Below are 26,709 nucleotides of genomic sequence, written 5' to 3'. Positions count from 1 at the left end.
GTGGCGAGGCTGAGGTGTCGCTCTCGCCGCTTTTCGTGGAAAAGTCCTTCGATGATCTTCCCGGTTGGAATTCCGATGACCATCTGCCCGCTTTCGAAGCCTTCCGCCGTTCGGCCTTTCATGTCCTGAACAAGCCCTACCGCACCGGTTCGTTGGGCGTCCGGTTCAACGCGTTTGCCGGCGCCTATGACGAGGCGCGCACCGTTGCGCCGGCGAATCGGTCGGCGGCCAAGGCTTTTTTCGAGCGCCATTTCGCCCCGGTCCAGATTCGATCCGAAAACCTCGGCCTGGTCACCGGCTTCTACGAGCCCGAGGCCGAGGCCTCACCAGTGCGCACGGATGAATTCACGGTGCCGCTGCTGGCGCGGCCTTCCGATCTCGTCGACATCGATGATGCCAACCGTCCTCGAGGGATGGACGACTATCTCGCCTTCGCCCGCGATACGCCGCAGGGCCTGGTGGAGTATTTCGACCGCAGTGAGATCGAGAGAGGCGCGCTGGCCGGCCAAGGCCTGGAAATCGCCTGGCTTGCCGACAAGGTCGACGTCTTCTTCATCCATGTGCAAGGTGCGGCCAGGCTGAAGATGACCGACGGCCGGCTTTGCCGCGTCACCTACGCCGCCAAATCCGGCCAACGTTTCAGCGGTCCGGGGAAGATTCTCGCCGAACTCGGCGAAATCCGACTGGAAAAAGTGACGATGCAGTCTATCCGCGCCTGGTTCAGGGCGCATCCGGATCGCGTCGACGAGATCCTCTGGCAGAACCGCTCCTATATCTTCTTTCGCGAAGCCGATGTCGACGATGCCGCACTCGGTCCTATCGCCGCCGCCAAGGTGCCGTTGACGCCCGGCCGCTCGCTCGCCGTCGACCGGCTGCTGCATACGTTCGGCACGCCCTTCTACATCGACGCTCCGTCGCTGACCGCCTTCGATGGAAAACCGTTCCGGCGGCTGATGATTGCGCAGGACACCGGCTCGGCCATCACCGGGCCGGCGCGGGGCGATCTGTTCGCCGGCTCCGGCGATGCGGCCGGCGAGATCGCCGGCGTCGTTCGCAATGCGGCCGATTTCTATGCCTTGGTTCCACGCGCTCTCGTTTCGGAATCGAATCGATGAACAAGCGCCCCGATAAACTCAATGAAGACGACCGGGTGCTGTGGAACCTGGTGGCGCGCACCGCCCGACCGTTGAAGGGCCGGACTGCGGTCGAGATTCCCGACATTGTCGTCGACCCCAAGCCGGCACAGACGCCGGTCGCTGTCGGTCCGGTCCTCGCCGCCAAGCCGAAGGCGCAGCATGTATCGCACGCGCTGGACGAGCCGACATTGGACAAGCTGAAGAAGGGCCGGCTGCCGATCGAAGGCCGCGTCGATCTGCATGGCATGACCCAGGACGAGGCCTATTCGCTGCTGTTTTCGTTCCTGCACCGGGCCCATGCCGGCGGGGTCCGCTATGTCCTCGTCATTACGGGAAAAGGGTCGTCGTCGGGCGGCGACGGCGTCTTGCGGCGCGCCGTGCCTGCCTGGTTGTCGACGCCTGCCTTCCGGCCGCTGGTCTCCAGCCACGATCACGCCGCCCGCAACCACGGCGGTTCGGGCGCGCTCTACGTTCGGCTCAGGCGAACCCGCTGATGACGCCGTTCGGCGAAAAACTGCGGGCGCTTCGAGCCGAGCGCGGCTTGCGCCAGAAGGACATGGCGCAGGCGATCGGAGTCAGCGCCGCCTATCTGTCGGCGCTGGAACATGGCCGCCGCGGCGCGCCGACCTGGACGCTGATCCAGAAGATCATCGGCTATTTCAACGTCATCTGGGACGATGCCGAAGAGCTGGCGCGTCTGGCCGAGGCCTCACATCCGCGGGTGAGACTCGATACGTCCGGCCTCAGTCCTGCCGCCACCGAGTTGGCCAATCTGTTGGCCGAAAACATCGAGAAGCTGGACGAAGCCGAGCTTGCCCGCATCACCGGCTCGATCCGGGCGGCACTGGAGCGGCGTAAGTAGGGCGGCGCCAAGGCCACGAATGCTCATCAATAGCGCCGGCATTTCATCCTGAAGGCGATGCCCGCCGGCCGTTAGCCAGCGGGCATATAGCGAGATTACTTCGCGCCGGCCTGGCCGCCACGGCCGCCAGTGCTGTCATGATCGCCGCCGCGACCGCCACCCAGGCAGTCCGAGGTGAGATCGCAACAGCGATTGCCCCACTGGTTGTTCTTGGCGCAGCCGGTCTGGTCGGCCATAGCGGATCCGGCCAGGGACGATACCGCGATGGCGGCGAGGAAAGCATTACGCAGGAAAGCAGTCATTTGAAGTCTCCATGGTTGGGTTTCTGTTTACGGCTGTGTGTCGCCGCTGGAGACGGTTTGGTTCACGCAGGTAGCGAAATTTTTTGAGGAGGCGTTTCGAGAGATAAGATTTCGAGGGCAGCGCTGCCCTCATCCGCCTGCCGGCACCTTCTCCCCGTAGTGACGGGGGAAGGGAGATAGCCGCTGCGCCGGCACCTATTCCGCAGCGTTGATGAGGGCAGCGCTGACTCATCCTGAAGATGGCGCGCGGGCCGATATCCCGCTCGTTCGAAAGCGTCGTGTCCTTACTGAACCGCGCCGACCAGTACCTGCTGGCCGCCGCGGATCGAGACCCAGCGGCCGGTGTTGTCGATGGCCTGCCGCTTGAGGAAGCGATAGCCGGTGGCGTCCCAGATCTTCACCTTGTCGGTCAGATTGTCGAGGACGTAGTCGCCCCTGTCGGTGCGCACGGTCAGCACGGCATGGCCTTCGCCGTCCGGCTTGCGCACGACGGTGATCAAGAGATCGGCCAGCGACACGCCAGAGCGCGAGAGCAGGCGGCGCTTTTCCAGCACATAGTCTTCGCAATCGCCGACGCCCTTGTCGGGATAGGCCCAGACCTCGTCCTTGCCATAGATGTCGTAGTCGCTCATCGGCTTGACGGCGGCGTTGACCCTTGACGTCACGTCGATCAGCTTGCGCATGAAGGCGTCGGTCATCGCGGCGGGGTTGAGGTTGCTCGGCCGGATCGAGCATTCGCCGGGCTGGGTTTTACAGAAATCATAGTGGCCGATTGGCTGCGAGGTCATGCCGCCCGTCGCCATGGCGCCGCCTGCAAGTGCCGGCACTGCCCAGCACGCAGAGATCGCCAGCCCTGCTGCCGCCCACAAGCGCAGCGTCCGTGCCATCGGTGAGGAAGTCATTGTCCCCGTTCGCCCTTGTTCTTAACGAAAGGTTAAAGGGGATTTACACTCCGTGTCAATTATCGGGGGAGCCAGATTCTTCGGCATGGTTACCCGCGCCCGCCCAACAGCGTCTATTGTGCAACAGAACGCCTGTGGCGCGCAAAATCGCCCCGCTTTTGCGGGCAATGCACGCTGCAGCCGGATCGAGCCTCAGCCTTTGGCGGAGCGGACCAGCTTGGGTTTCACCGCTACGCGTGTTTGGCGGCCGTAGCTTGTGATGAAATCGACGATGCGCGGCACGATTTCCGAGCGGAATCGCGACCCGTTGAAGACGCCGTAATGGCCGACGGCCGGCTGCATGTAATGCGCATGCCGGTCAGCCGGGATGTTGGGGCAGAGATCGTGGGCGGCCTGGGTCTGGCCGAGACCGGAAATGTCGTCGTTCTCGCCTTCGACCGTGAACAGCGCGACATTGCGGATCGCCTTGGTGTCGACAACCTCGCCGCGATGCGTCATCTCGCCCTTGGGCAGCGCATGGCGCACGAACACCGTGTCGACGGTCTGCAGATAGAATTCCGCCGTCAGGTCCATCACCGCCAGATATTCGTCGTAGAAATCGCGGTGCTTCTCGGCATTGTCGCCGTCATGCTTGACCAGGTGCATGAAGAAGTCCTTGTGGGCGGTGATGTGCCGGTCGAGGTTCATGCTCATGAAGCCCGACAACTGCAGGAAGCCCGGATAGACTTCGCGGCCGAAGCCCGGCACCGGCCAGGGCGCGTGCATGATGACGTTGTCGCGGAACCAGTCGATGCCCTTTTCCTTGGCCAGAAGATTGACCGCGGTCGGATTGCGGCGGGTGTCGATCGGCCCGCCCATCAACGTCATGGTCGAGGGCACGAAGGGATTGCCGCGCTTTTCCATCAGCGCCACCGCCGCCAGCACCGGCACCGAAGGCTGGCACACCGCCATCACATGGGTGTCCGGCCCCAGCGCATGCAGCATGTCGATGATGTAGTCGATATAATCGTCGAGGTCGAAATGGCCGTCGGTCACCGGCACCATGCGGGCATCGACCCAGTCGGTGATGTGCACGTCGGCATAGGGCAGCATCGCCTCGACCGTGCCGCGCAGCAGCGTCGCATAATGGCCCGACATCGGCGCCACGATGAGAAGCTTGGGGTCGGCCTTGCGCCCGGCGGGCACCGACCGCTCGAAGCGGGTGAGATTGCAGAACGGCCGCGACCACACGGTCTTTTCGCTGACCTCGACGCTCTTCCAGTCGACCACGGTCTTGCTCAGGCCGAAATGCGGCTTGCTGTAGCGGCGCGTTGTGCGCTCGAACAGTTCGGCGGTGGCAGCGACCGAGCGGCCCCACGGCGTATGCGAAAACGGATTGAGCGGGTTGGTGTAGAACAGCCGCACTGCATCGGCATAAAGCCGCGCGGGCTGCAGGGCGGCATGGTTCATTTCGTAGAGCTGGTAGAACATCAGGTACTCCGCAGCTGCCGGTGACCGAAGGGACGACGGACAGCGCCGAGCCTTGAATGTCTCGCGCGGAGGTTAACAAGATATTGCTGCGATGCAATACGTCACGTGGCGTGACATATGCCAATCTTTCGTCCAAGGCCTTGAGAAACCGCGTTGGGCGGGTGCAGCCGGCTCAATGTGCACTGCAAAATGCAAGGCTGTTGGACGACGGGGCAGGATGTGTCCGGCCCGATCGGGCCGGACTTGGACAGATCTAGACGCGCGCCATGCACACCGAGGTATGGCCGGAGCCGATGAAGCCGAGTTGGCCGGCGGCGCCCTTGGACAGATCGAGCACGCGCCCTTTGATGAACGGGCCGCGGTCGTTGATGCGCACGATGACGCTGCGGCCATTATTCTGGTTGGTCACTTTCAACTTGGTGCCGAAAGGCAGGCTGCGGTGCGCGGCGGTCAGCGCCGACGGGTTCATGCGTTCGCCATTGGCGGTCCTGGAATGCAGTGCGTACCAGGAGGCGCGGCCGCACTGGCCAGCGGCGGAGGAGGCGGATGCACCGACCATTAGGCCAGCCGCGATCGTTACCGCGACAAGCGCGGTCTGGTTTGTTTTCTTCATGTTGGGGGGATTGGCTCCGTTTTCGACAGACCCCAGCCGTTAAGTGCCGAATAAGGCGGGAAATGCGGCAAGCATCGGGCAGTTCCGTGGCACCGGCACACGTTTGGAGTCGCTGGGAAACAGTTTGTCAGGCATCTTTCGTGTGGCGCGGCCGTATCGCCGGCGATATTGCGAGCTGTTTCACAGATTCCGTGAGCAAGGCAGGACGTTATATTACAAGTAGAAGAGAGCGCGATTGGGCGCCGTCCTTTCGCTCTGTCATCACGGTCATGGCGCAGTTGACCATCGACTTTGAAAAGGGATTCCAACGATGAGACTGCTCAAATATCTGCTGGCTCTGATCGTACTGGCCATCGGCGCGCTGTGGTCGCTGCAAGGCATTGGCGTGGTCGGCGGCAGCTTTATGACCGGCCAGTCGCAATGGCTCTATATCGGCATCGTGACCATGCTGGTCGGTTTCGCCGGGCTGGTATGGGCGAGCCGTTCGCCGGGGTGAGTTGCGACGAAAGTCGACCGCCACAGATCGACCCCCACTCCGTCGAGCTTCGCTCGACACCTCTCCCCCGATCGACGGGGGAGAGGAAAGGCGCGAGCCTTGCAGGGGCGCGAACTTATGCGGCCTGGCTCCCTTCCTCTCCCTCCGGAGGGGGGAGAGGTGGCGCCGCGAAGCGGTGACGGAGTGGGGGAAGGCGCTGGTCAAACCCGCAGTCGCAAACAGGGCCAACCCGGCGAGCAAGAAAACAGCCACCCCATATTGCCGGTCCATTCTGTTACCTATCTATCCGGTTCGGATAGAATGCCCTGCCCGCGACAGCACTACCCGAACAGCTGATCCAGAATCCTGCCCTCCAGCCTGGCAAGCTCGACCGAACCGCGCCGGCGCGGCCGCGCCACCGACACGTCGAGATCGAGCGCGATGCGGCCCTCGTCGATCACCACCACCCGGTCGGCGAGCGCAACCGCCTCGGCGACGTCATGCGTGACCAGCACGGCGGTGAATTTTTGCTCCAGCCAGATGCGTCCCAGAAGCTGCTGCATTTCGATGCGGGTCAGCGCATCGAGTGCGCCGAGCGGCTCGTCGAGCGCCAGAATCTTTGGCTGTCCGATCAGTGCACGCGCCAGCGCCACGCGCTGCTTCTGGCCGCCCGACAGCACCGAGGGCCATTCGTCGGCGCGGTCGGCGAGGCCGACTTCACCCAGGATGGCGAGCGCGCGCCGCCTGGCTTCCGCACCGGTGGCAAGCCCGGTCAGCCCGACCTCGACGTTTTTCACCACGCTGGCCCAGGGCAACAGCCGCGGCTCCTGGAACATGAAGCGGCTCTCTTCGCCGGCGCCGGCCTTCGCCTCCGGCCCGAATGTAAGGGATCCAGCGGTTGGCCGATCGAGCCCGGCCAGCAGCCGCAACAGCGTACTCTTGCCGCAGCCGCTCTTGCCGATGACGGCCACAAACTGTCCGACGGGCACATCGAGATCGATGCCGTCGAGCACGACCTTGTCGCCAAAGCGCTTTTCCACGCCCTTGAAGGCAAAGGCGCGCTGCCTTTCGACGGCCTCCTCCGGCCGTGACGGTTCCGGCGCGGCGACGAAGGAACGGATGGCGGTCAGGCTGGCGGTTGGCATCGAACCCTCAGGCGTTCTGGAAGGCGGGATGCCAGCCGAGCGACAGCCGCTCGAGCAGGCGGGCGAAGCTGTCGGCAAGCTTGCCGAGCAGCGCATAGATCAGGATCGACAGCACGACCACATCGATCAGCAGGAATTCGCGTGCCTGCATGGCCATGTAGCCGAGGCCGGAACTGGCCGAGATGGTTTCGGCAACGATCAGCGTCAGCCACATGATGCCCAGCGCATAGCGCAGGCCGACGAAGATCGCCGGCAGCGCGCCGGGCAGGATCACCTGAAAAACAACGCGCGGCGGTCCATGCCGTAGACCCTGCCCATCTCGACCAGCTGCGGGTCGACGCTCTGGATGCCGAGCAGCGTGTTGACGTAGATCGGGAAGAACACGCCGAGCGCCACCAGGAACAGTTTTGCTTCCTCGTCGATGCCGAACCACAGGATGACCAGCGGGATCAGCGCCAGATGCGGGATGTTGCGGATCATCTGCAGCGTCGTGTCGGTCAGGCCGCGGCTGAGCGCCGACAGCCCGTTGGCAAGGCCGAGTGCAAAGCCGATCGAGCCGCCGATGGCAAAGCCGGCCAGCGCGCGCAGCGTGCTGACGCCGATGTTCTGTATCAGCTCGCCCGATAGCGTCAGCCGCCAGAAGGCCTCGGCCACCGCGCTCGGCGCCGGCAGCACATTGGCCGGCATCACGCCGGCGCGGCTGGCGGCTTCCCAGCCAATTATGACCAACGCCGGCAGCAGCCAGCCGATGCCGTTCTGTTTGGCCCGTTGAGCCAGGCTCATGACGACGCCTGAAGGCGGTTGGCGCCGTGGAAGCCGACGGCGAATTCATTGGCGATGTTCTCATGCGCCCGTGCCCGCCTGGTGCCCAGGCCGAGACGCGGGAACAGAAGCTCGGCGACGCGGTAGGCTTCCTCGAGATGCGGGTAGCCAGAGCCGATGATGGTGTCGATGCCGATCGCCTGATATTCGCGGATGCGCTCGACGATCTGCTCCGGCGAGCCGACCAGCGCGGTGCCGGCGCCGCCGCGCACCAGGCCGACGCCGGCCCACAGATTGGGCGAAACCACCAGCCTGTCGCGGCGGCCGCCATGCAGTTCGGCCATGCGCCGTTGTCCCACAGAGTCCATCTCCTTGGTGAAGCGGGCCTGGGCATTTTCGATCTGGGCATCGGTGACGTGGCTGATCAGCCGGTCGGCGGCGCGCCAGGCCTCTTCCTCGGTCTCGCGCACGATGAAATGAAGCCTGATGCCGAAACGCAGTTTGCGGCCGCGCCGTTCAGCCTTTTTGCGCGCCGCGCTGAGTTTTTCCGCCACCTGCGCCGGCGGCTCGCCCCAGGTCAGGTACATATCGACGAGATCGGCGGCGAGCTCCTGGCCGGCATCGGACGAGCCGCCGAAATAGAGCGGCGGCCGCTCCTGTTGCGGCAGAAGGTCAAGGCGGCCATTGTCGACGCGGTAATATTTGCCGTTGAAGTTGACGCTCTCGCCCGACACCAGCGCGCGCCAGATGGTCAGGAACTCTTGCGCCTGCGCATAGCGCTCATCATGCGGCAGGAACACGCCATCGCCGGCAAGCTCGGTCGGGTTGCCGCCGACCACGACATTGAGCAGCAGGCGGCCATTGCTCAGCCGGTCGAGCGCCGCCGTCTGGCGCGCCGCGAAGGTGGGCAACGTCACGCCGGGCCGTAGCGCCACCAGGAATTTGAGCTTTTCCGTCAGCGCTGCAAGGCCGGAGGCGGTGATCCAGGAATCCTCGCAATTCTGCCCGGTCGGCAAAAGCACGCCGGGAAAGCCGAGCCGGTCGACGGCCTGTGCGATCTCCTTGAAGTAAGCGAACTCCGGCGGCCGCTGCTGCTGTTCGGAGCCGAGATAGGAGCCGTCGCCATGCGTCGGGATGAACCAGAAGAAATCGAGCGGGCCGGCTTGCGGGCTTGATGAAGCGGTCATGGCGAAATCCCTGAAGCTTGAAACGGCAAAGGCGCCGGGCGTTTTCCGCCCGGCGCCACACAAGAAAGTTCAATTGCCCGGTGCGGTCCACACGGCGTCGGAGATGCGCACCGCGTTCGGGATCAGCTTGAGCTTGTAGAAGCGATCGGCTGTCGCCTGCTGGCCGGCGATGATCTCGTCGGTGATCGGGAAGATGCCGAATTTGGTGCGGTTGGCCGCGATCGTCTGTGCATCGAGCGGCACGCCGGTCACCTCATGCAGCGCCGCGGCAACCTTGTCGCGGTTCGCGTCCGCCCATTTCGCCGCCACGCCGAGCGCCGATATCGTCGTGGCGATCGTCTCCGGATGCGCCTTGGCGAAATCCTTGTTGGCGAGGAAATAGGTGTTCACCTTCAGCACCTCGCTGGAGCGCGCCAGCACGCGCGGCTGGTAGCGTGTCTCGGCGATGGCGTAGAACGGATCCCAGACCGCCCAGGCATCGATCTGGTCGCTGGCGAAAGCCGCCGCAGCATCGGCCGGGCTGAGATAGACCGGGGTGATCTGGTCGAAGGGGATGTTTGCTTTTTCGAGTGCCGCGACCAGCAGATTGTGCGCGCTGGTGCCTTTGCCGATGCCGATGCGCTTTCCCTTGAGGTCGGCGAGCGACTGGATCGGCGATGCCGGCTTGACGAAGATCGCTTCGCCGTCGCCATTGGCCGGCAGTGCCGCCGCATAGACGATGTTGGCGCCGGCCGACTGGCCGAAGATTGGCGGTGCGTCGCCGGTCCAGCCGACATCGATGGCGCCGACATTGAGCGCCTCGACCAGCGGCGGGCCGGCGGTGAATTCGACCCATTTCACCGCGACACCCTTGTCGCTCAGCGCCTTCTCGATCACCTGCTGCTGCCGGGCGATGACCGGCAGGCCGGTCTTCTGATAGCCGATGTTGAGCTGCTTCAACTCCTGCGCCGAGGCACTGAGCGAGGCAGCAATGCCCGCCGCCAAAAGGCCAAGGCCGAAAACGCGTCTGGTCAGGCTGAACATGATCCCTCTTCCTTCGCTGCGAACCGGCGCCGGGAAGGGCTCCCTGCCGTGGATGAGAGACAAGGCTAGGTAGGTCTATAAATTTAGTAGAGAAACGATTTTGCGAGTTGGCTGCTTGACGTGGAAATATTTCTTCAGAACCCAGCGCTCGTCATCCTAGGGCGAAGCAAGGAGCGAAGCGACGCGGCGCAGACCCTAGGATCCATGCCGTGACGTTTGCCGTAGAGTGGAACGGATCAGAATGTCGCTTGTGCGCGAACCGAGGCTCGATACCCTGAAACCATGACCGGCTACGTCTACATGACTGCAAGCCAAAAACGCGGCACGATCTACATCGGCGTCACCAACGATCTCGCCCGCCGCATGCCTGAACACAAATCCGGCTTGGGCGCAGGCTTCACCAGCCGCTACGGTGTTCAACGGCTGGTCTGGTATGAGGAATTCTTCGACATCACCGATGCCATTCAACGCGAGAAGTCGCTGAAGCGATGGCCGAGACAGTGGAAGATCGAACTGATAGAGAAGGCCAATCCGGAGTGGTTTGAGCTGTTTCGCGGAACCGGGTGGTAGGCGCCCGGTTTGTTGCTCCCCTGGAGCGTAGCATCAGCGTCTCGGCATGGATCCTAGGGTCTGCGCCGCGTCGCTTCGCTCCTTGCTTCGCCCTAGGATGACGAAATCGCGAAGGCTGGCGCTAATCACCATCACCTCACTGCGACCAATACTGCCAGGCCCAGTAAAATCCCTCGTCGCGTGGCGGCAGGCGGTCGCGTTCGGCGTCGAGTTGCACCGGGGCCGGCGATTTCGGCTGCGGCTGCCACGACGAGTTCTCCCGCCAGGCGAGCAGCCAGTTGCCGAGATGGGCGAACAGCACCGCGGTGGACTGGGTCATGACATCACTCCTTCTGTTCCGGATCGGCGGTCGCCGTGCTGCGAAGGGAAGCAGCCGGTCAAACCGGCAGAAACTTGTTGTCATTCCTTTCCCGCCCACGGAACCAGCTGACGCTCGATCCGGCGGATGATGAATTCCAGCACGAAGGCTATTGTCGCGATCACCACTATTCCCATCACCACGACATCGGTGACCAGGAACTGGGCGGCCGACTGGATCATGAAGCCGAGGCCGCGCGTTGCCGCCACCAGCTCGGCTGCAACCAGCGTCGACCAGCCGGCGCCGAGCGCGATGCGCAGGCCGGTGAGGATCGACGGCAGCGCGCTGGGCAGGATGACATGGCGCACCACTTGGCGCTGCGTCGCACCAAGCGAACGGGCCGCATCGATGCGCTCCTTTGAGACACCGCGCACGCCCGAGGCCGTCGACAGCGCCACCGGCGCCAGCATGGCAATGGCGATCACCAGGATCTTTGACGGTTCGCCGATACCGAACCAGATGATGACCAGCGGCAGATAGGCGAGCGGCGGGATCGGCCGCAAAAATTCGAGCAAGGGATCGAAGATGCCGCGCCCGACCGTCGAAATGCCGATAGCCAGCCCAACCGGAACGCCGATGACGATGGCCGCGAGCAGCGCCGCGAACACGCGGCCGAGGCTGGCGACGATATGCTGGAGCAAAGTCGCGTCGACGAAGCCGTCCTTGATCACCACGATGAACTTGGTCCACACGGCGGCGGGCGACGGCAAGAACACCGGCGACACCAGTTGCAGGCGCGCAGACAGCGCCCATGCCGCCAGCACGACCAGGATGGTGACGGCGCTGATCGCCCGCGAGGAAACCCTGCGCCGCTTCCGCACCGGCCGCGACCACGGCACCGAAAGGGCATCGGCCTCGCCGGTCGCGGCGGCCGGCCGCTCGCTGTAGGAGGTGACGCTCATGCCACCTCTCCTTCGAAGATCGCGTCGGTCAGTTCGCCGCGCGCCGCGGCAAAGGCCGGATCGGCCTTGATGGCGCGGATCGGCTCGCCTGCGGCATAGCGCCGGCTGAAACCGGTCTTGAATGTCCGCACCACATGGCCAGGTCCCGGCGCCAGCACGACGATGCTTGTGGCCAGCACCAGCGCCTCCTCGATGCCGTGCGTGACCATCAGCACGCCAACCCGGCTTGCGGTCCACAGGTCGAGCAGCGTCGTCTGCATGCGCTCGCGCGTCAGCGCATCGAGCGCGCCGAGCGGTTCGTCGAGCAGCAGGAATTCCGGTTCGGCGGCGAGTGCACGGGCGAGGCCGACGCGCTGGCGCATGCCGCCGGACAATTCCCATATGCGCTTGTCGCCGACGCCGTCGAGCTTGACCAGTACCAGCAATTCGTCGGCGCGGCGCGCCCGCTCCGCTTGCGGCACGCCGCGCAGCCTGAGCGCAAAGGCGACGTTTTCCCGCGCCGTCAGCCAGGGAAACAGCGCATCGTTCTGGAACACGACCGCCCGGTCGGAGCCCGGCCCGGTGATCGGCCGGCCGCCGATCGTGGCGACACCGCGCGCGGGCTCGACCAGGCCGGCGGCGACATTGAGCAGCGAGGTCTTGCCGCAGCCGGAGCGGCCGACCAGCACGACGAAATCACCCTTGGCGACATCGATGGAAACTCGGTCGACCGCCGGCGTTGCCTGGCCGTCATAGTGAACCGAGACCTTGTCGAGTACGAGATGCGGGTCGAGTACGAGATGCGGCATGAAAAGGGGCTCCGGAAGAAAATCAGCCTGCCCCGGCCCTCGTTAAGCGGATCCGGGACAGGCAGCACGCGGCGTCAGGGAAGAAGAACCGCGCGTGTCACTAAAGCGCCGCGTGCCGCTGGGGCACGAAAAGGACGCCCTAAAACTCAGCTGTCAGTTCGAGGCCAGAGCCTCGGTCACGTATTTCGACGACACGTATTTCGAATAGTCGGGCAGCACGGCGTCGATCTTGCCCTGCTCCTTGAGGAAGGCCGAAGCTGCCTCGATCGCCTTGACCGTGCCGCCGCCGAGGAATTTGTCGGAAGCCTGCTCCTCCAATGTCGGGAAGACGTAACCCTTGAGGAGCTGCGGCACCTCTTCCAGTTTGGCGCCGGTGATCTTGGCGATCTTGGCCGCTTCCGGCGACGAAACCGACCATGCCTCGGGCTTGGCCAGGAACTGGGCATAGGATTCGCCGGTCACCTTGACGAAATCGCGCACGGCGTCCGGGTTCTTTTCGGCGAAGTCGGTGCGCACGATCCAGGCGTCGAAGGTCGGCGCGCCCCAGGCGGCAACCTGCGAGGAATCCAGCACCACCTTGCCTGTCGTCTTGATCTGGCCGAGCGCCGGATCCCAGACATAGGCCGCGTCTATGTCGCCGCGGGCGAAGGCGGCGGCTATTTCCGGTGGCCTGAGATTAAGGATTTCGACCGACTTCGGGTCGACGTTGTCGTGCTTCAGCGCCGCAAGCAGGCTGTAATGCGTGGTCGACACGAACGGCACCGCCACCTTCTTGCCGGCGAGGTCGGCGATCTTCTCGATGCCGGATCCGTTGCGGGCGACCAGCGCTTCGGACTGGCCGATCAGGCCGACGACAAAGATGGTCTGTATCGGCAGTTCGCGGCTGGCGGCCGCGGCCAGCGGACTCGAGCCGACATAGCCGATATCGACCGAACCGGATGCGACGGCGGCGATGACATCGGCGCCGGAATCGAATTTGCGCCAGTCGATCGTGGCCTTGGTCGCCTTTTCATAGGCGCCGTCGGCCTGCGCTACTTTGGAAGGTTCGACCACCGTCTGGTAGCCGATGGTGATGTTGAGGTCCTGCGCCTGGGCCGGGCCGAGGAAGGCCGCACCCGCCAAAGCTGCCGACGACAGGAGGACAATGCGTCGCGAAATGCTGGACATGAAAGGCTCCATGAAAAATGAGAAAAAGCGGATGCCTGTTCATAGTCAGCTAATTCTATCATTTTGGTAGAGTTAAATCCTTCCAAGCAAGAAGCACTTGTTAGAAAAAAACCACCGGCTGATGCGGGCGCGGTGACCGGCCCGTGTCGATCCATGCGCAAACGCAAACGGCGCCCGAAAGGTGCTGAAGAGTTGGTGGTCCTGCCAACCCCTGGCTGCGGGAGAAGGCCTGGACTTTCGGCAGATGCCGGTCACAGTGGCGCGAGCGTGCCGATTTACACCGGCTTTCAATCCGGCATCGTTGGCCGGCATCGTTGGGCCCGTATCGTTGGGCCCGTATCGTTGGCAAGCTATTTTGCCGGCCGAAACCGTCACGAACCGTGATCCTCTACACGCGATCGCCTTGTAGGGGCGGCGCAACCAAGAAGTCGCCGGCCTCAGCGGCTCGGAAAGAGGCAGTCTTTTCTCATGCTTGTACGCCTGACCATGATCTGCAGTGGCGCCACGCCTGCCACGCGCAAGGGGTCGTTCCACCTGGATGAGGCGTTGGAGCCGCGATCCCTGGCGCTTGCCGAAACGATGGGCCTGCGCCGCGCCGACCGGGTCTGGGTGAGCCCGGCGCTGCGCGCCCGCCAGACCGCCGAAGCCATGGCGCTCAAACCGTCGGTCGAGCCGCTGCTGGCGGAGCAGGACTTCGGCAGCTGGGCGGGCCGGAGCTTTGAGGACGTCCAGGCGCTTGAGCCGGATGGCATCGCCGCCTGGCTCGGCGATGCCGAGGCCGCGCCGCATGGCGGCGAGTCGCTGGCCGATGTCGCGCGCCGCGCCGCGCGCCTCATGGACGGAATGATGCAGACGAGCGGCCACACCATCGCGGTGACCCATGCCGGCGTCATCCGAGCGGCGATCGTCCATGTGCTCGGCGCGCCGCTTGCGGCCTGCCGCAGCATCGATGTCGAGCCGTTGAGCCTCACCGACTTCCGCAGCGACGGCCACCGCTGGATGCTGCGGTCAAGCGGCGTGCCGGTGGCCGCTAAGGCCGCCCGGTCTCAGAGCGGCAAGGCGGCGTCCTGATATCGGGCGCAGGGCGGCGCCCGAGTTGTCGGGAGTCATGTTTCGCCGATCCGCAGGCTGCGACCCAAAATTCCCGGCAAAGCCCCAAATGGCGCAAATCCATGCTGTAAAAGACGGTCGATTTGAAAACACGTTTCGCGTGTTCGAGGGTAAGTATAGTAATCTTATCGACATTGGGAGCAGGAGCCGCCGCTCATCGCCGCAATCGCTCGCGGCTGGCTGTGACCTTAACGGCACAAAGCTTGCCAAAGTGGCCCCTGCGGCGTGAAAACGAAGCAAAATCAAGGTTTCTCGGCTTGTATATCATTTCAGTAGAATTTATGTGTCGAAGCAGCTTGCACGCGGCGGGGAGGCACGTCAGGCGTTTCGCAACCGATGGTTTTGGGCCATCGCCTGACAGAGAAACATTCGGTCTATGCTCACCAAAAAAGGCAAGTACGGCCTCAAGGCGCTGGTCCATCTGGCGCAACTGCCGACGGGACAGCTCGCCTTTGTCGGCGACATCGCCAGCGGCAACAACATTCCGAAGAAATTCCTCGATGCCATTCTGGGCGAATTGCGCAATGCCGGTTTCGTCCAGAGCCGCAAGGGTAAGGATGGCGGCTATCGCCTGGCCCGCCCCGCCGACGAGATCAAGGTCGGCCATGTCGTGCGCGTCCTCGACGGACCGCTGGCGCCCATCCCCTGCGCCAGCCGCACCCAGTATCAGCGCTGTGAAGACTGCAATGAGGCGACATGCCAAGTCCGACATCTGATGCTCGAGGTCCGGCAGGCGATCGCCGAGGTGCTCGACCAGCGCACGCTGGCCGAGATGCGCGACATCGTCCTCGACGACCTTCCGGTCGCGAGGGACATCGACGAGCTTGCGCCGGCGCAAAAGGTCCCCGCCTGATCCTGAGCGTGCTCGCATGAGCGTCGCGCGCGCCAATTCGATCATCCCCAGCTCGATCATCATCGTCGGCGGCGGCGCCAGCGGCGTCGTGCTTGCCGCGCATCTGCTGAAGTCGCCCAACCCGGACCTTCGCGTCACGCTGATCGAAAAGCGTCCGCATTTCGGCCAGGGCATCGCCTATTCGACGCTCTTATCGGCGCACGTGCTGAATGTCAGCGCCGCGGGGATGAGCGCCTATGCCGACGATCCCCTGAATTTCTGGCGCTGGTTGCAGGGGCGCGGCCTGATAAGCCAGGAACAGACGCCGCAGACACCCTTCTATGCGCCGCGCAGCGTCTATGCCCGCTACCTCAAGGAAGTGCTCGACGAGCTCGAAGCGCGCGAAAAGGAAACCGGCCGTCTCAGGCTGATTCGCGAGGAAAGCCTGTCGATCTCGCCGACATCGTCCGGTGTCGAAGTGGTGCTGGCCAACGGCACCAGCGTCGTCGCGCATCTGGCGGTGCTTGCCACCGGCCATGACGAGCAGCCCGGCGCCGGCCAGGGCCACGCCATCCGTATGGGCACCGAGGCCGACACCGCGCTCGATCCTGAAGCCCGCGTGCTGGTGCTGGGCACCGGGCTCAGTATGGTCGATGCCTTTCTGTCGCTCGAGCAGCGCGGCCATCGCGGCGAGATCGTCGCCGTGTCGCGGCGCGGCCTGCTGCCGTCGCCGCACCGCAAGGGCAACCCGATCAAGCTCGACGTCGCCGACATTCCGCTCGGCACGCAGCTCTCCTATTTCGTCGGCTGGTTTCGCGACCTGATCCGCGAAAACCAGAAGGCCGGCATCGACTGGCGCGACGTCGTCGATGGGCTGCGACCCTTCAATCAGAAGATCTGGCAGAACTGGCCGTCCTCTGCCAAGCGCCGCTTCGTTGAGCACACCAAGGCTTGGTGGGACATCCATCGCCATCGGCTGGCGCCCGAGGTGCATGCCCGCGTCACCGAAGCGGTGCGCACCGGCCGCATCCGCCCGGTCGCCGGCCGTGTCGTCGGCATCGAGGCCGGCGATGGATTCACCGTCGGCATCCAGTCCCGCCACACAAAGGCGCTGGAAACGCTGCAGGTCGCGCGCATCTATGATTGCACCGGCATCGCCCGCGACATCTCGACCACGTCGAACAGCGTCGTGCGCTCGCTGGTCGACCGCGGCCTGGCGCGGCCCGACCCGCTGCGGCTTGGCCTCGATGTAACGGCCAAGTGCGAAATCATCGCCGGCGACGGCACCGCATCGGCCAAGATCCTCGCCGTCGGGCCGCTGACCCGCGGCACCTTCTTCGAGATCGACGCCATCCCCGACATCCGCGTGCAATGCGCTAGGCTGAGCAAGCAGCTGCTGGGGTAAAGCTGTTGACGTCGGCGGGATAGCACGCCCCTCAGAGGGGAGTGGGAAGGATCGCTACGGAGGGTGGCTTGAGTCCAAAGCCGGCCTCAAACTGGAATTCCATTCCCCCTCTCGCCGGTTGATTGGCACGATCTACCTTCTTTCCGACTGCAAACGGCCGGAAAAGAAGCTACGCTGCCGCTCTGCCCCCGAGGCGGTCGCTTGTTCAAGGGAGCACATCGATATGAGCGAGCACGGAAAAGCTGCGCCAGGCAGTTCGGACGGCGCGTTATCCCGCCTGCGTCCGCCCTACGCCTCGGTGCTCGACCTCATCGGCCAGACGCCGGTGGTCGAACTGACCAAATTCGACACCGGCAAGTGCCGGCTGTTCATCAAGCTCGAAAGCCAGAATCCCGGCGGTTCGATCAAGGACCGCATTGCGCTGTCGATGATTGCCGCGGCCGAGAAGGAAGGCAAGCTGAAGCGCGGCGGCACCATCGTCGAGGCGACCGCCGGGAATACCGGCCTCGGCCTCGCCCAGGTCGGCATCCCCAAGGGCTACCGCATCATCCTCGTCGTGCCCGACAAGATGTCGCGCGAAAAGATCCAGCATCTGCGCGCGCTCGGCGCCGAAGTGCGCATGACCCGCTCCGATGTCGGCAAGGGCCATGCCGAATATTACCAGGACATGGCCGAGAAGATCGCATCGGAAACGCCCGGCGCCTTCTACGCCAACCAGTTCGCCAACCCGGCCAACCCTGAGGCGCATGAGACCACCACCGGACCGGAAATCCTTGCCCAGCTCGATGGCGACCTCGACGCCGTGGTCGTCGGCGTTGGCTCCGGCGGCACGCTGACCGGGCTTGGCCGCTACTTCGCCAGAACGTCGCCGAAGACCGAAATGGTGCTGGCCGATCCCGTCGGATCGGTGCTGGCGCCGCTGATCAAGACCGGCAAGATGGAAGAGGCCGGCAGCTGGACAGTCGAAGGCATCGGCGAGGATTTCGTGCCGCCCAATGCCGATCTGTCGCTGGTCAGGAAAGCCTATTCCATCCCAGACAAGCAGAGCATGCTGGCCGTGCGGGACCTGCTTTCGAAGGAAGGCATTCTCGCCGGCTCGTCTTCCGGCACGCTGCTGTCGGCCGCGCTGCGCTATTGCCGCGAGCAGACGACAGCAAAACGCGTCGTCACCTTCGTCTGCGACAGCGGCAACAAGTACCTGTCGAAGGTGTTCGACGATTTCTGGCTGGCCGAGCAGGGGCTGGCCGAACAGGAACAGCATGGCGATCTGCGCGACCTCGTCATGCGCTCGCACCGCACCGGCGACACCGTCTATGTCGGCCCCGACGAAAGCCTGCTCAACGCCTATGGCCGCATGCGCCGCTCCGATGTCTCGCAGCTGCCTGTGCTGGACAACGGCAAGCTGGTCGGCATTATCGATGAGGGCGATATATTGGCCAAGGTCGACGGCCCCTATGACGGCCGCTGGGACCGCTTCAACGCCCCGGTGCGCACCGCCATGACCTCCAATCTGCACACGCTGCAGGCCAGCCAGACGCTGGATGCGCTGCTGCCGGTGTTCGACCGCAACGAGGTCGCCATCATCTTCGATGGCGACGAGTTCGTCGGCCTGATAACCCGTATCGACCTGATCAACCATTTGAGGCGCGCACGATGACTGCTGAAACATCCCCATCGGGCAAGAACCGCCTGGCTTTTTCCACGCGCACCATCCATGGCGGCCAGAGCCATGACCCGCTGACCGGCGCGGTGATGGTGCCGATCTACGCGACCTCGACCTATGGCCAGCAGTCGCCCGGCGTGCACAAGGGGTTTGAGTACGCCCGCAGCCAAAACCCGACCCGCTTTGCCTTCGAGCGCGGGGTGGCCGATCTCGAAAGCGGCTCGGCCGCCTTTGCCTTTGCTTCCGGCCTGGCGGCGATCTCGACGGTGCTGGAATTGCTCGACAGCGGCGCCCATATCGTTGCAACCGACGACATCTATGGCGGCTCGTTCCGGCTGATGGAGCGGGTGCGCAAGCGCTCGGCCAATCTGCAGGTGAGTTTTGTGGACTTCACCGATCTGGCGGCGGTGGAAGCAGCGATTCGCCCGGAGACAAAACTGCTCTGGGTCGAAACTCCGACCAATCCGCTGCTGCGTATCGTCGACCTCGAAGGCGTTGCGGCACTCGCCAGGCGCAAAGGGGTTTTGACGGTCGCCGACAACACGTTCTGCAGCCCCTACATCCAGCGGCCGCTTGAACTCGGCATCGACATCGTCGTCCACTCGACGACGAAATATCTCAATGGCCATTCCGACATGGTCGGCGGCGTCGCCATCGTCGGCGACAACAAGGATTTGGCGGCCCAGCTGAAATTCCTGCAGAACGCCATCGGCGCCATCTCCGGTCCCTTCGACAGTTTTCTCGCGCTGCGCGGCATCAAGACACTGGCGCTCAGGATGGAGCGGCATTCCACGAACGGCCTGAAGATTGCGCAGTGGCTGGAGGCGCGAAAAGATGTGCGCCGCGTCGTCTATCCCGGCCTGGCCAGCCATCCGCAGCACGCCATCGCCGTCCAGCAGATGCATGCCTTCGGCGGCATGATCTCGGTCGACCTCGACCGCGACCTCGCCGGCACCAAACGCTTCCTCGAACGGACGCAACTGTTCACGCTGGCTGAAAGCCTCGGCGGCGTCGAAAGCCTGATCGAACACCCGGCGCTGATGACGCACGGCTCGATCCCGGCGGAAAAGCGCGCGGAAATCGGCATTTCGGATTCGCTGGTGCGGTTGTCGGCGGGGATAGAGGATGGCGATGATCTGATCGCCGACCTGGACCAGGCGCTGCGGGGGTAGGCGTACCGGATGCGTACCGATGACAATGAGGGGCGGCGCTGACCGTCGAGATTAAATCCCAATCCGCCGCGCGTTAACACATTCAGCAGCCTTTGCTTAACCCTTCGCCGCTATGTCCCGCCTGGGGAGGCATGGCGAGAGTGAGTGTGATGGACAACAACCCGGAAAAGCGCAGCGAATGGCGCGCCATTTTTTATGTGCAGGCCCGCGTGGCCATCCTGTTCGTCCCGGTCGTCGCCAGTCTTCTGATCATTGCCGCACTTGCCGGAACGACCACAATCCCAATGCCATAGACCGCACGGTTACTGGCTCGGTGAAATAGGCGCAGCGGTCGGCCGACAGTCGGCCGCCTCAGAAAAACTTCGGGATCGGGCCGTTCTGAGGCGTCACGTCGCCTTCCAGGTCGATGAACGCCTCGTCGACAAAGCACCATGCCCAGCCTTCCGGCGGGTCGTAGCCTTCGATGATCGGGTGCTTTGTGGCGTGGAAATGCTTGGTGGCGTGGCGGTTGGGCGAGTCGTCGCAGCAGCCGACATGGCCGCAGGTGCGGCACAGCCTGAGATGCACCCACATGGAGCCGCTCTTCAGGCACTCCTCGCAGCCGAGCGCGCTCGGCGTCACCGTCTTGATGTCGCGCGTGTGTTTGCATTCATCCATTATGCTCTCCTGGCCAGTTCGGGCGCTGCTGCGTTGGGTCGCGCGAGATACGCGTGCAAGGCAGCCACCACCTGGGCGCCTTCGCCGACGGCGGCGGCGACCCGCTTGACCGAGCCGGAGCGCACGTCGCCGATGGCGAACACGCCGCTGCGGCTGGTCTCCATCTGGCCCGCCCCTATGTCGGCGCCGGTGCGCACGAAGCCCCTGGCGTCGAGCGCGATATCGCACCCAGCCAGCCAATCGGTGTTGGGGTCGGCGCCGATGAACAGGAAGAGATGCTGGATCGGCCGCGTCTCGACGCCGCCGGGGTTGCGCCAACGCAACCGGGTGAGATTGCCGCCTTCGCCTTCCAGCGCCTCGATCTCGGTCTCGCCAAGCACCTCGATGTTGGGTTGCGCCTCGATACGCTCGACCAGATAGCGCGACATGGTTTCCCTGAGGCCGCCGCGGCGCGCCAGCATCGTCACCTTGCGCACCTGGCTGGCGAGATAGACCGCCGCCTGCCCCGCCGAATTGCCGGCGCCGACCAGCGCCACTTCTTGCCCTGTGCATAGCCGCGCTTCGATCGGCGAGGCCCAGTAATGCACCGACGTGCCCTCGAACTCGGCCAGCTTGGCGACGTCGAGGCGGCGGTAGCGGGCGCCGCTGGCGATCACCACCGTGCGCGCGCGCAGGCTTTCACCGTCGCCGACGGCGAGCGTGTAGCCCTCGCCTGCTGCACCGAGCAGCTTGGCCTCGTCGGGGATGAGTATTTCGACGCCGAATTTCTGCGCCTGGTTGTAGGCGCGCGCCATCAGCGCCAGGCCGGAAATGCCGGTGGGGAAACCCAGATAGTTCTCGATGCGCGCGGAGGCGCCGGCCTGGCCGCCGAAGGCGCGGCAATCGAGCACGATGGTCGACAGCCCTTCGGATGCCGCATAGACCGCGGCCGCCAGCCCCGCCGGCCCGGCGCCGACAATGGCGATGTCATAGACCATGTCGGGATCGATCGGCCGCAGCAGGCCGATGCAGCGGGCAAGTTCGGTTTCGCCGGGATTGTGCATCAGCTTGCCGTTGGGGCAGAGCACGATCGGCAGATGGTGCGGGTCAACATGAAAATGCTCAATCAGCGTCTTGGCGCACGGGTCGCTGTCGGAATCGAGCGCGCGGTGCGGCTGGCCGCTGCGGCGCAGAAATCCCTGCAGCCGCAGCGTGTCGCCATTGCCGGCCGGGCCTACGACGATCGGTCCGCTGCTGCCGCTTTCCAGGAGCCCGACGCGGCGCAGGATCAGCGCCCGCATGATCCGCTCGCCAAGGCTTGCCTCCTGCACCATCAGGTCGCGCAGCCGCTGCGAGGGGATGACGAAGGCCTCGACCGGCTCGGCCGCCTCCGCATTGACCAGCGACGGCCGGCTGGAAAGCTGCGCCAGCTCGCCGATGAAATTGCCGGGACCATGAGTGACGATGGTCTCGCGCCGGCCGGGCCTGACATCCTGGGTGATATCGACCGTGCCCGACAGGATGACGATCAGCCCCGGCGCCACGGTGCCGGCGGTGACGATATGCTCGCCGGCGGCATAGGAACTCGCCTCGCCGAACCGGCGCATGCGCTCGATATCGGCGTCGCCCAGGATAGGAAACATCTGGTCGCGGCGGGTGACGGTGATCGGCTGGGTGGGTGGGGCCATAGATAGAACGTAGCGCCGAGACGGCCGGGTTTGAAGTGGTTTGTTGGAGGACTGGCCGGAAGGGGAGGTGGCTCCCGCGCCATCTGGTTCGGATGCTTCGCATGGCCCCGCGCTGCAAGGCAAACAGCGCGCCGACCAGTGGGACCTTTATAAGGGCGAGCCCGAGCAGTACCGTCGGCAGTCCTCGCTCACCGGTGTGTTGCAGGAGCAGCGCGCCGACGAACGGCGCCGCGGCTATCGCGTTACGCCAAGCGCCTGGGGTGCGGTGGTATCCTCGGGCTCCCCGAAGGCAGATCCCGGCGAAAGCCCATTCGTCACATCTTTGTAGAGCGCTATCGGATGCGGGCGCCCCACCAGATATCCTTGGATTTCGGGACATCCTTCCCTCATCAGGAAGGCACGCTCGTCCTCTGTTTCGACACCCTCCGCGATGACAGGCAAGGCCAGCGCATTCCCCAGGCTGAGTATCGTGCGCACGATGGCGGCCGATTGGACATTCGAACCGACACCCGAAACAAAACTGCGATCGATCTTGATCTTGTCGAATGGAAACGCCTGCAGCGAGGACAGCGAGGCATACCCGGTGCCAAAATCATCCATCGAGACCCTGACGCCCAACGCCTTCAACCTCCGCAAAACCGACAAGGCAGTTGCCCGGTCGCGGATGAGAACCCCTTCCGTGATTTCCAGTTCCAGCCGCCCCGGAGCAAGGCCGGTCTCGTAGAGGATAGAATGAACGAGACCTACCAGGTCCCCGAAACGGAACTGCACGGGAGAGAGGTTGACGGCGATCTGCAGCGGTGAGGGCCAGGAGGCCGCGTCTCTGCACGCCTGCCTGAGCGTCCATTCACCTATCTCAACGATCGTGCCATCCTGTTCGGCAAGCGAGACAAACGCGTTTGGGGAGATGAGCCCATGTTTTGGATGGTTCCATCGGGCGAGTGCCTCGAAACCGAAGATTTCGCCGTCCATCCTGGCTTGCGGCTGATAATGAAGCACAAGTTCGCCATGGCCGACCGCAGAGCGCAAATCTCGCTGCAAGGCGTAGCGCTCTCTTAGCCGCTTATCCATCTCAGGATCGAAGAATTGCACCATCCGACGACCGTCCGCCTTGGCCCGGTAGAGCGCTGCGTCGGCATTTGCCATCAGCGCCGCTGCATTCTCTCCGTCTTTCGGATAGATCGCCGCCCCGATGCTCACCCCGATCGAAATGTGCTGGCCCCGGATTTCGAATTTGCCTGCCGCCGATTCGAACAGACGGTCCGCAACGTCCTTGGCACTCGCGGACCGGTCATCCATGGCCAGGACAACCGTGAATTCGTCGCCGCCCATGCGCGCGATAAAGGCCTCAGGCGCCGCGGTTTGGAGACGCCGGGAAATGGTGCAAAGCAGATCGTCGCCGGCGGCGTGCCCGAAAACGTCGTTCGCCTCTTTAAAATGGTCAAGGTCGATGCTGAAGACGGCAAAGCTGGCGTGCGTTGCTTTTGCGCGCTCGAGCGTCGTGGCCAGGTGTGCTGCAAGCGCGGCTCGGTTCGCCAGGCCGGTAAGCGGATCGTGGTGCGCGAGATGCGCGATTTCCTCGTGCCGTGCCATCAGTTCGGTGCGCGCTACGTTCATGTTCTCGCGCGCGTCGTCCAGGCCGTGGGCGGCTTCCCTCACCTTGTCCTGGAGCAGGTTGAAGCTTTCGGCCATCTCTCCAAGTTCGTCACGAGAGTTTACCGTAACCGGCATGATATTCACGGAGGCATGCGCCGCAGCGAGGTCTCCCCGCCCCAGGGCGACCATGGCGAGAGAGAAATCCTTCAGCGTTCCGGATGTCAGACGCTTTGCCGCGTTGCTCACCTCGGTCGCCGAATGGGTGATCATTCCCGGCAAGATCAGGCCAACGCTGATGGTCAGCAGCGCGACAACGACAAAAATGTCCTCCAGCGCGGCGACCAATGAAGTGTCGCCTTGGGGAACGCTGCCGATCGCCAGGAAATAGCCGGCACCGTCAAGCACGAGCACAAAAAGCATGGCTCCGGTAAGCTTCAGGTGAAGCGTATGTGGCAGCAAGGGTAGACCGAGTGCGTATCGATCCTCCATCGTGCGCCAGGCGTAGAGCGCAGCACCCGAATATGCCAAAGCCAGACCGAACAGGACGGTAGGAAGGCCAAATTGCTGAAATCCTAGTATGGCGGTCAACAGCCATATTGCAGCCGCGCCTACGCCAAGGATGATCGTTCCCCTGGGAGCCCGGAAGGGTCGCTCGGCTTCGGGACTGTCACGGCGCAAGAGCCAGACTGCGATGTTTGGCATGCAGATGCTGATCAGGTACGTAAAATTGGCCGCGGCGATCATCCAGAGCGGATACCCGCACAGCATGAAGCCGATTGCCGCGGCAGCTGTGAGCAGCGTTGCCGCCCAGGGACAATCTGTTGAGGTGCGCCTGGCCAGGAAGCTCGGCAGCAGGCCGTCTTCGCTCAGCTGCGCAAGGGTCCGCGCGGCGCCTGCCAATGGCTGCAACGTTCCATGGAACATGTTCAGCATGATGAGCCAGATGGCGGCCGCCTTGCCGAAACTCCCCAACAAGGGCGCAAAGGTGGGCCCGAGAGCTATGGCGAGGTCGGTGCCGAGCGGCTCCGGTCCGAGCACACCCAGCCAGACAACCGGCAGGACCAGGAAATAGACGCCCGCCATTGCGGCGCTGGCCCACATCGCCAGAGGAATGTTGCGGTTGGGATCGATGGTTTCGCCAACATGGCAGGCTGCAGCCTCAAATGCCGGTGCGGCAAACCCGATCAGATACAGTCCCGCCATCACCGACGTGATGTCGCCGAACAGGCCGGTAAACGGGCTGGTCAGGGCAAAATCCGTCGCCTGCCGCCAGTCGACCGAGCCACTGATGACCGGTACGAGGGATGAGAGAAACGCAAGCGTCGCGGAGGCCGTGGCGATCGGGATCGCCAGTTGGACCACCCACTTGATTCCACACAGGTTCACCGTCGTAAAGAATGCGATAAGCCCGCAGGCGACCGCCTCCACGGGGAGGCCCGGCAGGTACCATTGCTGGATTGCAGACGCTGAAAGAACCGCTGTCAGTCCGCAGGTCGGCACCCAACCCCACCAATAGCAGGTGCCCGTCAGAGCCGAGAGAACGGGACTGTAAGGTCGGAAGGCTTCGGCGCACGCTGCAGAGATACCGCCGACGCGGTTTGGCCACATGAGAACCAATTCGGTCCACGCAGGCGCGGCGGCCCAGCTTAGAAGCAGACCAACAACGAGCAAAGGAACCGCAGCGCTTCCTTGACCGGGAATATTCCCCTGGCCGACAAAAAGGGCGGCAATCAGAAACAGGCTTTGATTGCTGCCACCCATGGCGAGCGCTGTCGTGCCCATCCATCCCAAGGTTCTCGGGTGCGGTCGTGAAGGCGTGAGGCCCGGCATTCAGAGACATCCATTCGAGTGCGGAGCGCTGTCTGACTGGGAAATGTAACCTGCGGAGATATGTCTGTCGAACGTCACGCTCCCAAGTCAAAGTTGGACCATAGGCGAGACATATTAAGACTTCCTACCAAACCAGATCCGCCTGATGATCACTGTCAACTTGCGGTGGCTGCGGTTCAATCATGCTGATGCCGGCCCGAATGGATCGATCTCTCCGATCTGGGATATCATATCAATTTTATCTAATCGCCCACTATGAGGGATAGTCGCGAATACAGCCTAATATCGATTATTATCGACAAATCTCGTGATTGCGGCGCTATCATCCGAAGGCGGCTGAAATCGACTGTAGATCGCTAATCACATTGACCGCTTTTGACTTCGTACCTCGCCATCGTGGGGGCAAGCACCGAGACTTCACGCCGTGCCTCAAGTTGGAGCTAACTTGTGCGAGCACGCCGCATAGCCCCGCGTTGCAGGGCAAACAGCGCGCCGACCACGCTGGGCGCGGCGGTCGGCCTTGGCGCGCTGGTGGGTCCTTCCCAGGCCGGCGCCCGTACGGTCGATATGGCGATCGCTCGCTACCATCATCCGATCTGCACCAAACTGGCCTCGGTGACATTTCTGACCACAGGCGTGGCGACGCTCTGGACCGGCCTGCCCGGTTCTGCCGACCGCGGTGATTTTCTATGGCGCCCGCATCGGCTAGCATGGCCGAGTATCGTCACATGCGGCGACATGGTGTTCTGGACGATGCTTGAGCGCGACGCGACCTCGCCAGCGGGCACGCCTTCGACGCCGGCCCGTAGCAGGAATGTGTTCAGCACCAGAACACTTGGGATCAGCGTTGCGGGCGCCTGCACACGTGAGTACTCCGCCTCACAAGCCTTCCGGCTGGTCCTCGAGGACGAACGACGCTGCAATCAGGTCATCGCCGCTGATGCGGCCACTGCCGCCAACCATGATGGATGCGACTTTCTGAAAGGTCTTCATGTCGGCCTCTGTTATGCGCGCATCGCGCATTCTCGCCCTGAGAGAACCCAGGCGGGTATCAAGGGCTGGCGATGTCTCGACGTCATCGATCATCTTCGATCATCCTGGAGCGCAATGTGAAA

Annotated in this window: 26 protein-coding genes and 1 pseudogene; 12 read left to right on the top strand and 15 right to left on the bottom strand. The window is 63.8% G+C overall.

The window, feature by feature from the left end; genetic code table 11:
* Positions 1-14: 14 nt before the first annotated feature.
* The 3 genes from mltA to NKL06_RS16875 are packed head-to-tail and all read left to right on the top strand — an operon-like array spanning position 15 to position 1,998.
* Entirely contained in the window at positions 15-1,115 is a 1,101-nt protein-coding gene (gene mltA / locus NKL06_RS16885; protein ID WP_023692922.1) for a murein transglycosylase A, read from the top strand.
* Positions 1,112-1,630: a Smr/MutS family protein gene (locus NKL06_RS16880; protein WP_023692923.1), complete on the top strand. Its 519-nt coding sequence runs from the start codon at positions 1,112-1,114 to the stop codon at positions 1,628-1,630. The genes mltA and NKL06_RS16880 overlap by 4 nt, the downstream gene beginning before the upstream one ends.
* The gene (locus tag NKL06_RS16875; RefSeq protein ID WP_023672100.1) at positions 1,630-1,998 is read left to right on the top strand and encodes a helix-turn-helix domain-containing protein; all 369 of its coding nucleotides are present in this window, start codon (positions 1,630-1,632) and stop codon (positions 1,996-1,998) included. The genes NKL06_RS16880 and NKL06_RS16875 overlap by 1 nt, the downstream gene beginning before the upstream one ends.
* Before the next feature lie 95 nt (positions 1,999-2,093).
* On the opposite strand, the gene NKL06_RS16870 is transcribed toward NKL06_RS16875, so the two are convergent.
* The 4 genes from NKL06_RS16870 to NKL06_RS16855 form a co-directional block, all read right to left on the bottom strand.
* Positions 2,094-2,300, bottom strand: a complete 207-nt coding sequence (locus NKL06_RS16870) for a hypothetical protein (protein WP_023672099.1) — start codon at positions 2,298-2,300, stop codon at positions 2,094-2,096.
* A gap of 284 nt (positions 2,301-2,584) precedes the next feature.
* Entirely contained in the window at positions 2,585-3,202 is a 618-nt protein-coding gene (locus tag NKL06_RS16865; RefSeq protein WP_023692924.1) for a transglutaminase-like cysteine peptidase, read from the bottom strand.
* Positions 3,203-3,394: 192 nt separating this feature from the next.
* Entirely contained in the window at positions 3,395-4,672 is a 1,278-nt protein-coding gene (locus NKL06_RS16860; protein ID WP_023692925.1) for a polyhydroxyalkanoate depolymerase, read from the bottom strand.
* 253 nt (positions 4,673-4,925) lie between these two features.
* Positions 4,926-5,285 carry a septal ring lytic transglycosylase RlpA family protein gene (locus tag NKL06_RS16855; protein ID WP_023672096.1) on the bottom strand — a complete coding sequence of 120 codons (360 nt, stop codon included), beginning with the start codon at positions 5,283-5,285 and terminating at the stop codon, positions 4,926-4,928.
* A 310-nt stretch (positions 5,286-5,595) separates the two neighbouring features.
* On the opposite strand from NKL06_RS16855, the gene NKL06_RS16850 reads away from it, so the two are divergent.
* On the top strand, positions 5,596-5,781 hold the full coding sequence (locus NKL06_RS16850) for a hypothetical protein (protein WP_023672095.1): 186 nt from the start codon (positions 5,596-5,598) through the stop codon (positions 5,779-5,781).
* Between the two features lie 320 nt (positions 5,782-6,101).
* Here NKL06_RS16850 and NKL06_RS16845 read toward each other — a convergent pair whose 3' ends face one another.
* From NKL06_RS16845 to NKL06_RS16830, 4 genes and pseudogenes are all read right to left on the bottom strand, one after another.
* Positions 6,102-6,905 carry an ATP-binding cassette domain-containing protein gene (locus NKL06_RS16845; RefSeq protein ID WP_023687585.1) on the bottom strand — a complete coding sequence of 268 codons (804 nt, stop codon included), beginning with the start codon at positions 6,903-6,905 and terminating at the stop codon, positions 6,102-6,104.
* Positions 6,906-6,912: 7 nt separating this feature from the next.
* A pseudogene (locus NKL06_RS16840) lies at positions 6,913-7,592 on the bottom strand (ABC transporter permease subunit).
* A 92-nt stretch (positions 7,593-7,684) separates the two neighbouring features.
* Positions 7,685-8,854: an FMNH2-dependent alkanesulfonate monooxygenase gene (gene ssuD, locus NKL06_RS16835; RefSeq protein WP_023687583.1), complete on the bottom strand. Its 1,170-nt coding sequence runs from the start codon at positions 8,852-8,854 to the stop codon at positions 7,685-7,687.
* A gap of 69 nt (positions 8,855-8,923) precedes the next feature.
* Complete coding sequence (locus NKL06_RS16830; RefSeq protein ID WP_023692927.1) at positions 8,924-9,877, bottom strand: sulfonate ABC transporter substrate-binding protein; 954 nt, start codon at positions 9,875-9,877, stop codon at positions 8,924-8,926.
* Between the two features lie 282 nt (positions 9,878-10,159).
* Here NKL06_RS16830 and NKL06_RS16825 point away from each other — a divergent pair, with 282 nt between their 5' ends.
* Entirely contained in the window at positions 10,160-10,447 is a 288-nt protein-coding gene (locus NKL06_RS16825; RefSeq protein ID WP_023692928.1) for a GIY-YIG nuclease family protein, read from the top strand.
* Positions 10,448-10,583: 136 nt separating this feature from the next.
* Here the strand turns inward: NKL06_RS16825 and NKL06_RS16820 are convergent, their stop codons facing one another.
* From NKL06_RS16820 to tauA, 4 genes are all read right to left on the bottom strand, one after another.
* A complete protein-coding gene (locus tag NKL06_RS16820; RefSeq protein ID WP_023692929.1) occupies positions 10,584-10,766 on the bottom strand; it encodes a hypothetical protein in 183 nt (60 codons plus the stop codon).
* 80 nt (positions 10,767-10,846) lie between these two features.
* The gene (locus NKL06_RS16815) at positions 10,847-11,707 is read right to left on the bottom strand and encodes an ABC transporter permease subunit (RefSeq protein WP_023692930.1); all 861 of its coding nucleotides are present in this window, start codon (positions 11,705-11,707) and stop codon (positions 10,847-10,849) included.
* Entirely contained in the window at positions 11,704-12,495 is a 792-nt protein-coding gene (locus tag NKL06_RS16810; RefSeq protein ID WP_023692931.1) for a taurine ABC transporter ATP-binding protein, read from the bottom strand. Before NKL06_RS16810 ends, NKL06_RS16815 begins: the two co-directional genes overlap by 4 nt.
* 153 nt (positions 12,496-12,648) lie before the next feature.
* On the bottom strand, positions 12,649-13,662 hold the full coding sequence (tauA, locus tag NKL06_RS16805) for a taurine ABC transporter substrate-binding protein (protein WP_023692932.1): 1,014 nt from the start codon (positions 13,660-13,662) through the stop codon (positions 12,649-12,651).
* A 468-nt stretch (positions 13,663-14,130) separates the two neighbouring features.
* Here tauA and NKL06_RS16800 point away from each other — a divergent pair, with 468 nt between their 5' ends.
* From NKL06_RS16800 to NKL06_RS16775, 6 genes are all read left to right on the top strand, one after another.
* On the top strand, positions 14,131-14,733 hold the full coding sequence (locus NKL06_RS16800; RefSeq protein ID WP_023692933.1) for a histidine phosphatase family protein: 603 nt from the start codon (positions 14,131-14,133) through the stop codon (positions 14,731-14,733).
* A gap of 415 nt (positions 14,734-15,148) precedes the next feature.
* A complete protein-coding gene (locus NKL06_RS16795; RefSeq protein ID WP_023692934.1) occupies positions 15,149-15,625 on the top strand; it encodes an RrF2 family transcriptional regulator in 477 nt (158 codons plus the stop codon).
* Positions 15,626-15,641: 16 nt separating this feature from the next.
* Positions 15,642-17,009, top strand: a complete 1,368-nt coding sequence (locus NKL06_RS16790; protein WP_023692935.1) for an FAD/NAD(P)-binding protein — start codon at positions 15,642-15,644, stop codon at positions 17,007-17,009.
* A 223-nt stretch (positions 17,010-17,232) separates the two neighbouring features.
* Positions 17,233-18,666, top strand: coding sequence for a pyridoxal-phosphate dependent enzyme (locus tag NKL06_RS16785; protein WP_023692936.1), 1,434 nt, complete (start codon positions 17,233-17,235; stop codon positions 18,664-18,666).
* Entirely contained in the window at positions 18,663-19,844 is a 1,182-nt protein-coding gene (locus NKL06_RS16780; protein ID WP_023681210.1) for a trans-sulfuration enzyme family protein, read from the top strand. Before NKL06_RS16785 ends, NKL06_RS16780 begins: the two co-directional genes overlap by 4 nt.
* Positions 19,845-19,993: 149 nt before the next feature.
* Entirely contained in the window at positions 19,994-20,137 is a 144-nt protein-coding gene (locus tag NKL06_RS16775; RefSeq protein WP_352580616.1) for a hypothetical protein, read from the top strand.
* Positions 20,138-20,195: 58 nt separating this feature from the next.
* Here the strand turns inward: NKL06_RS16775 and NKL06_RS16770 are convergent, their stop codons facing one another.
* The 3 genes from NKL06_RS16770 to NKL06_RS16760 all read right to left on the bottom strand — a co-directional run bounded on the left by NKL06_RS16770 (position 20,196) and on the right by NKL06_RS16760 (position 25,546).
* Positions 20,196-20,501 (bottom strand): UBP-type zinc finger domain-containing protein, encoded by a 306-nt coding sequence (locus NKL06_RS16770; protein ID WP_023672079.1) that lies wholly within the window; start codon positions 20,499-20,501, stop codon positions 20,196-20,198.
* Complete coding sequence (locus tag NKL06_RS16765; RefSeq protein WP_023692937.1) at positions 20,501-22,168, bottom strand: FAD-dependent oxidoreductase; 1,668 nt, start codon at positions 22,166-22,168, stop codon at positions 20,501-20,503. Before NKL06_RS16765 ends, NKL06_RS16770 begins: the two co-directional genes overlap by 1 nt.
* Positions 22,169-22,402: 234 nt before the next feature.
* On the bottom strand, positions 22,403-25,546 hold the full coding sequence (locus NKL06_RS16760; protein WP_352580613.1) for an amino acid permease: 3,144 nt from the start codon (positions 25,544-25,546) through the stop codon (positions 22,403-22,405).
* A 495-nt stretch (positions 25,547-26,041) separates the two neighbouring features.
* Between NKL06_RS16760 and NKL06_RS16755 the strand changes: the two genes are divergently transcribed.
* Positions 26,042-26,707 (top strand): hypothetical protein, encoded by a 666-nt coding sequence (locus tag NKL06_RS16755; protein WP_196814102.1) that lies wholly within the window; start codon positions 26,042-26,044, stop codon positions 26,705-26,707.
* Positions 26,708-26,709 lie beyond the last annotated feature (2 nt).

This window comes from Mesorhizobium sp. C268A, assembly GCF_040324475.1.
Classification (GTDB): Bacteria; Pseudomonadota; Alphaproteobacteria; order Rhizobiales; family Rhizobiaceae; genus Mesorhizobium.
The sequence above is the reverse complement of the archived record's forward strand: the minus strand, read 5'-3'. Positions and strand labels throughout refer to the sequence as shown.

Excerpts from the sequence above, each read along its gene's own strand:
- NKL06_RS16880 (WP_023692923.1), top strand. The coding sequence starts at position 1,112 with ATGAACAAGCGCCCCGATAAACTCAATGAAGACGACCGGGTGCTGTGG.
- NKL06_RS16875 (WP_023672100.1), top strand. The coding sequence starts at position 1,630 with ATGACGCCGTTCGGCGAAAAACTGCGGGCGCTTCGAGCCGAGCGCGGC.
- NKL06_RS16870 (WP_023672099.1), bottom strand. The coding sequence starts at position 2,300 with ATGACTGCTTTCCTGCGTAATGCTTTCCTCGCCGCCATCGCGGTATCG.
- NKL06_RS16865 (WP_023692924.1), bottom strand. The coding sequence starts at position 3,202 with ATGACTTCCTCACCGATGGCACGGACGCTGCGCTTGTGGGCGGCAGCA.
- NKL06_RS16860 (WP_023692925.1), bottom strand. The coding sequence starts at position 4,672 with ATGTTCTACCAGCTCTACGAAATGAACCATGCCGCCCTGCAGCCCGCG.
- NKL06_RS16855 (WP_023672096.1), bottom strand. The coding sequence starts at position 5,285 with ATGAAGAAAACAAACCAGACCGCGCTTGTCGCGGTAACGATCGCGGCT.
- NKL06_RS16850 (WP_023672095.1), top strand. The coding sequence starts at position 5,596 with ATGAGACTGCTCAAATATCTGCTGGCTCTGATCGTACTGGCCATCGGC.
- NKL06_RS16845 (WP_023687585.1), bottom strand. The coding sequence starts at position 6,905 with ATGCCAACCGCCAGCCTGACCGCCATCCGTTCCTTCGTCGCCGCGCCG.
- ssuD (WP_023687583.1), bottom strand. The coding sequence starts at position 8,854 with ATGACCGCTTCATCAAGCCCGCAAGCCGGCCCGCTCGATTTCTTCTGG.
- NKL06_RS16830 (WP_023692927.1), bottom strand. The coding sequence starts at position 9,877 with ATGTTCAGCCTGACCAGACGCGTTTTCGGCCTTGGCCTTTTGGCGGCG.
- NKL06_RS16825 (WP_023692928.1), top strand. The coding sequence starts at position 10,160 with ATGACCGGCTACGTCTACATGACTGCAAGCCAAAAACGCGGCACGATC.
- NKL06_RS16820 (WP_023692929.1), bottom strand. The coding sequence starts at position 10,766 with ATGACCCAGTCCACCGCGGTGCTGTTCGCCCATCTCGGCAACTGGCTG.
- NKL06_RS16815 (WP_023692930.1), bottom strand. The coding sequence starts at position 11,707 with ATGAGCGTCACCTCCTACAGCGAGCGGCCGGCCGCCGCGACCGGCGAG.
- NKL06_RS16810 (WP_023692931.1), bottom strand. The coding sequence starts at position 12,495 with ATGCCGCATCTCGTACTCGACCCGCATCTCGTACTCGACAAGGTCTCG.
- tauA (WP_023692932.1), bottom strand. The coding sequence starts at position 13,662 with ATGTCCAGCATTTCGCGACGCATTGTCCTCCTGTCGTCGGCAGCTTTG.
- NKL06_RS16800 (WP_023692933.1), top strand. The coding sequence starts at position 14,131 with ATGCTTGTACGCCTGACCATGATCTGCAGTGGCGCCACGCCTGCCACG.
- NKL06_RS16795 (WP_023692934.1), top strand. The coding sequence starts at position 15,149 with ATGCTCACCAAAAAAGGCAAGTACGGCCTCAAGGCGCTGGTCCATCTG.
- NKL06_RS16790 (WP_023692935.1), top strand. The coding sequence starts at position 15,642 with ATGAGCGTCGCGCGCGCCAATTCGATCATCCCCAGCTCGATCATCATC.
- NKL06_RS16785 (WP_023692936.1), top strand. The coding sequence starts at position 17,233 with ATGAGCGAGCACGGAAAAGCTGCGCCAGGCAGTTCGGACGGCGCGTTA.
- NKL06_RS16780 (WP_023681210.1), top strand. The coding sequence starts at position 18,663 with ATGACTGCTGAAACATCCCCATCGGGCAAGAACCGCCTGGCTTTTTCC.
- NKL06_RS16775 (WP_352580616.1), top strand. The coding sequence starts at position 19,994 with ATGGACAACAACCCGGAAAAGCGCAGCGAATGGCGCGCCATTTTTTAT.
- NKL06_RS16770 (WP_023672079.1), bottom strand. The coding sequence starts at position 20,501 with ATGGATGAATGCAAACACACGCGCGACATCAAGACGGTGACGCCGAGC.
- NKL06_RS16765 (WP_023692937.1), bottom strand. The coding sequence starts at position 22,168 with ATGGCCCCACCCACCCAGCCGATCACCGTCACCCGCCGCGACCAGATG.
- NKL06_RS16760 (WP_352580613.1), bottom strand. The coding sequence starts at position 25,546 with ATGGGCACGACAGCGCTCGCCATGGGTGGCAGCAATCAAAGCCTGTTT.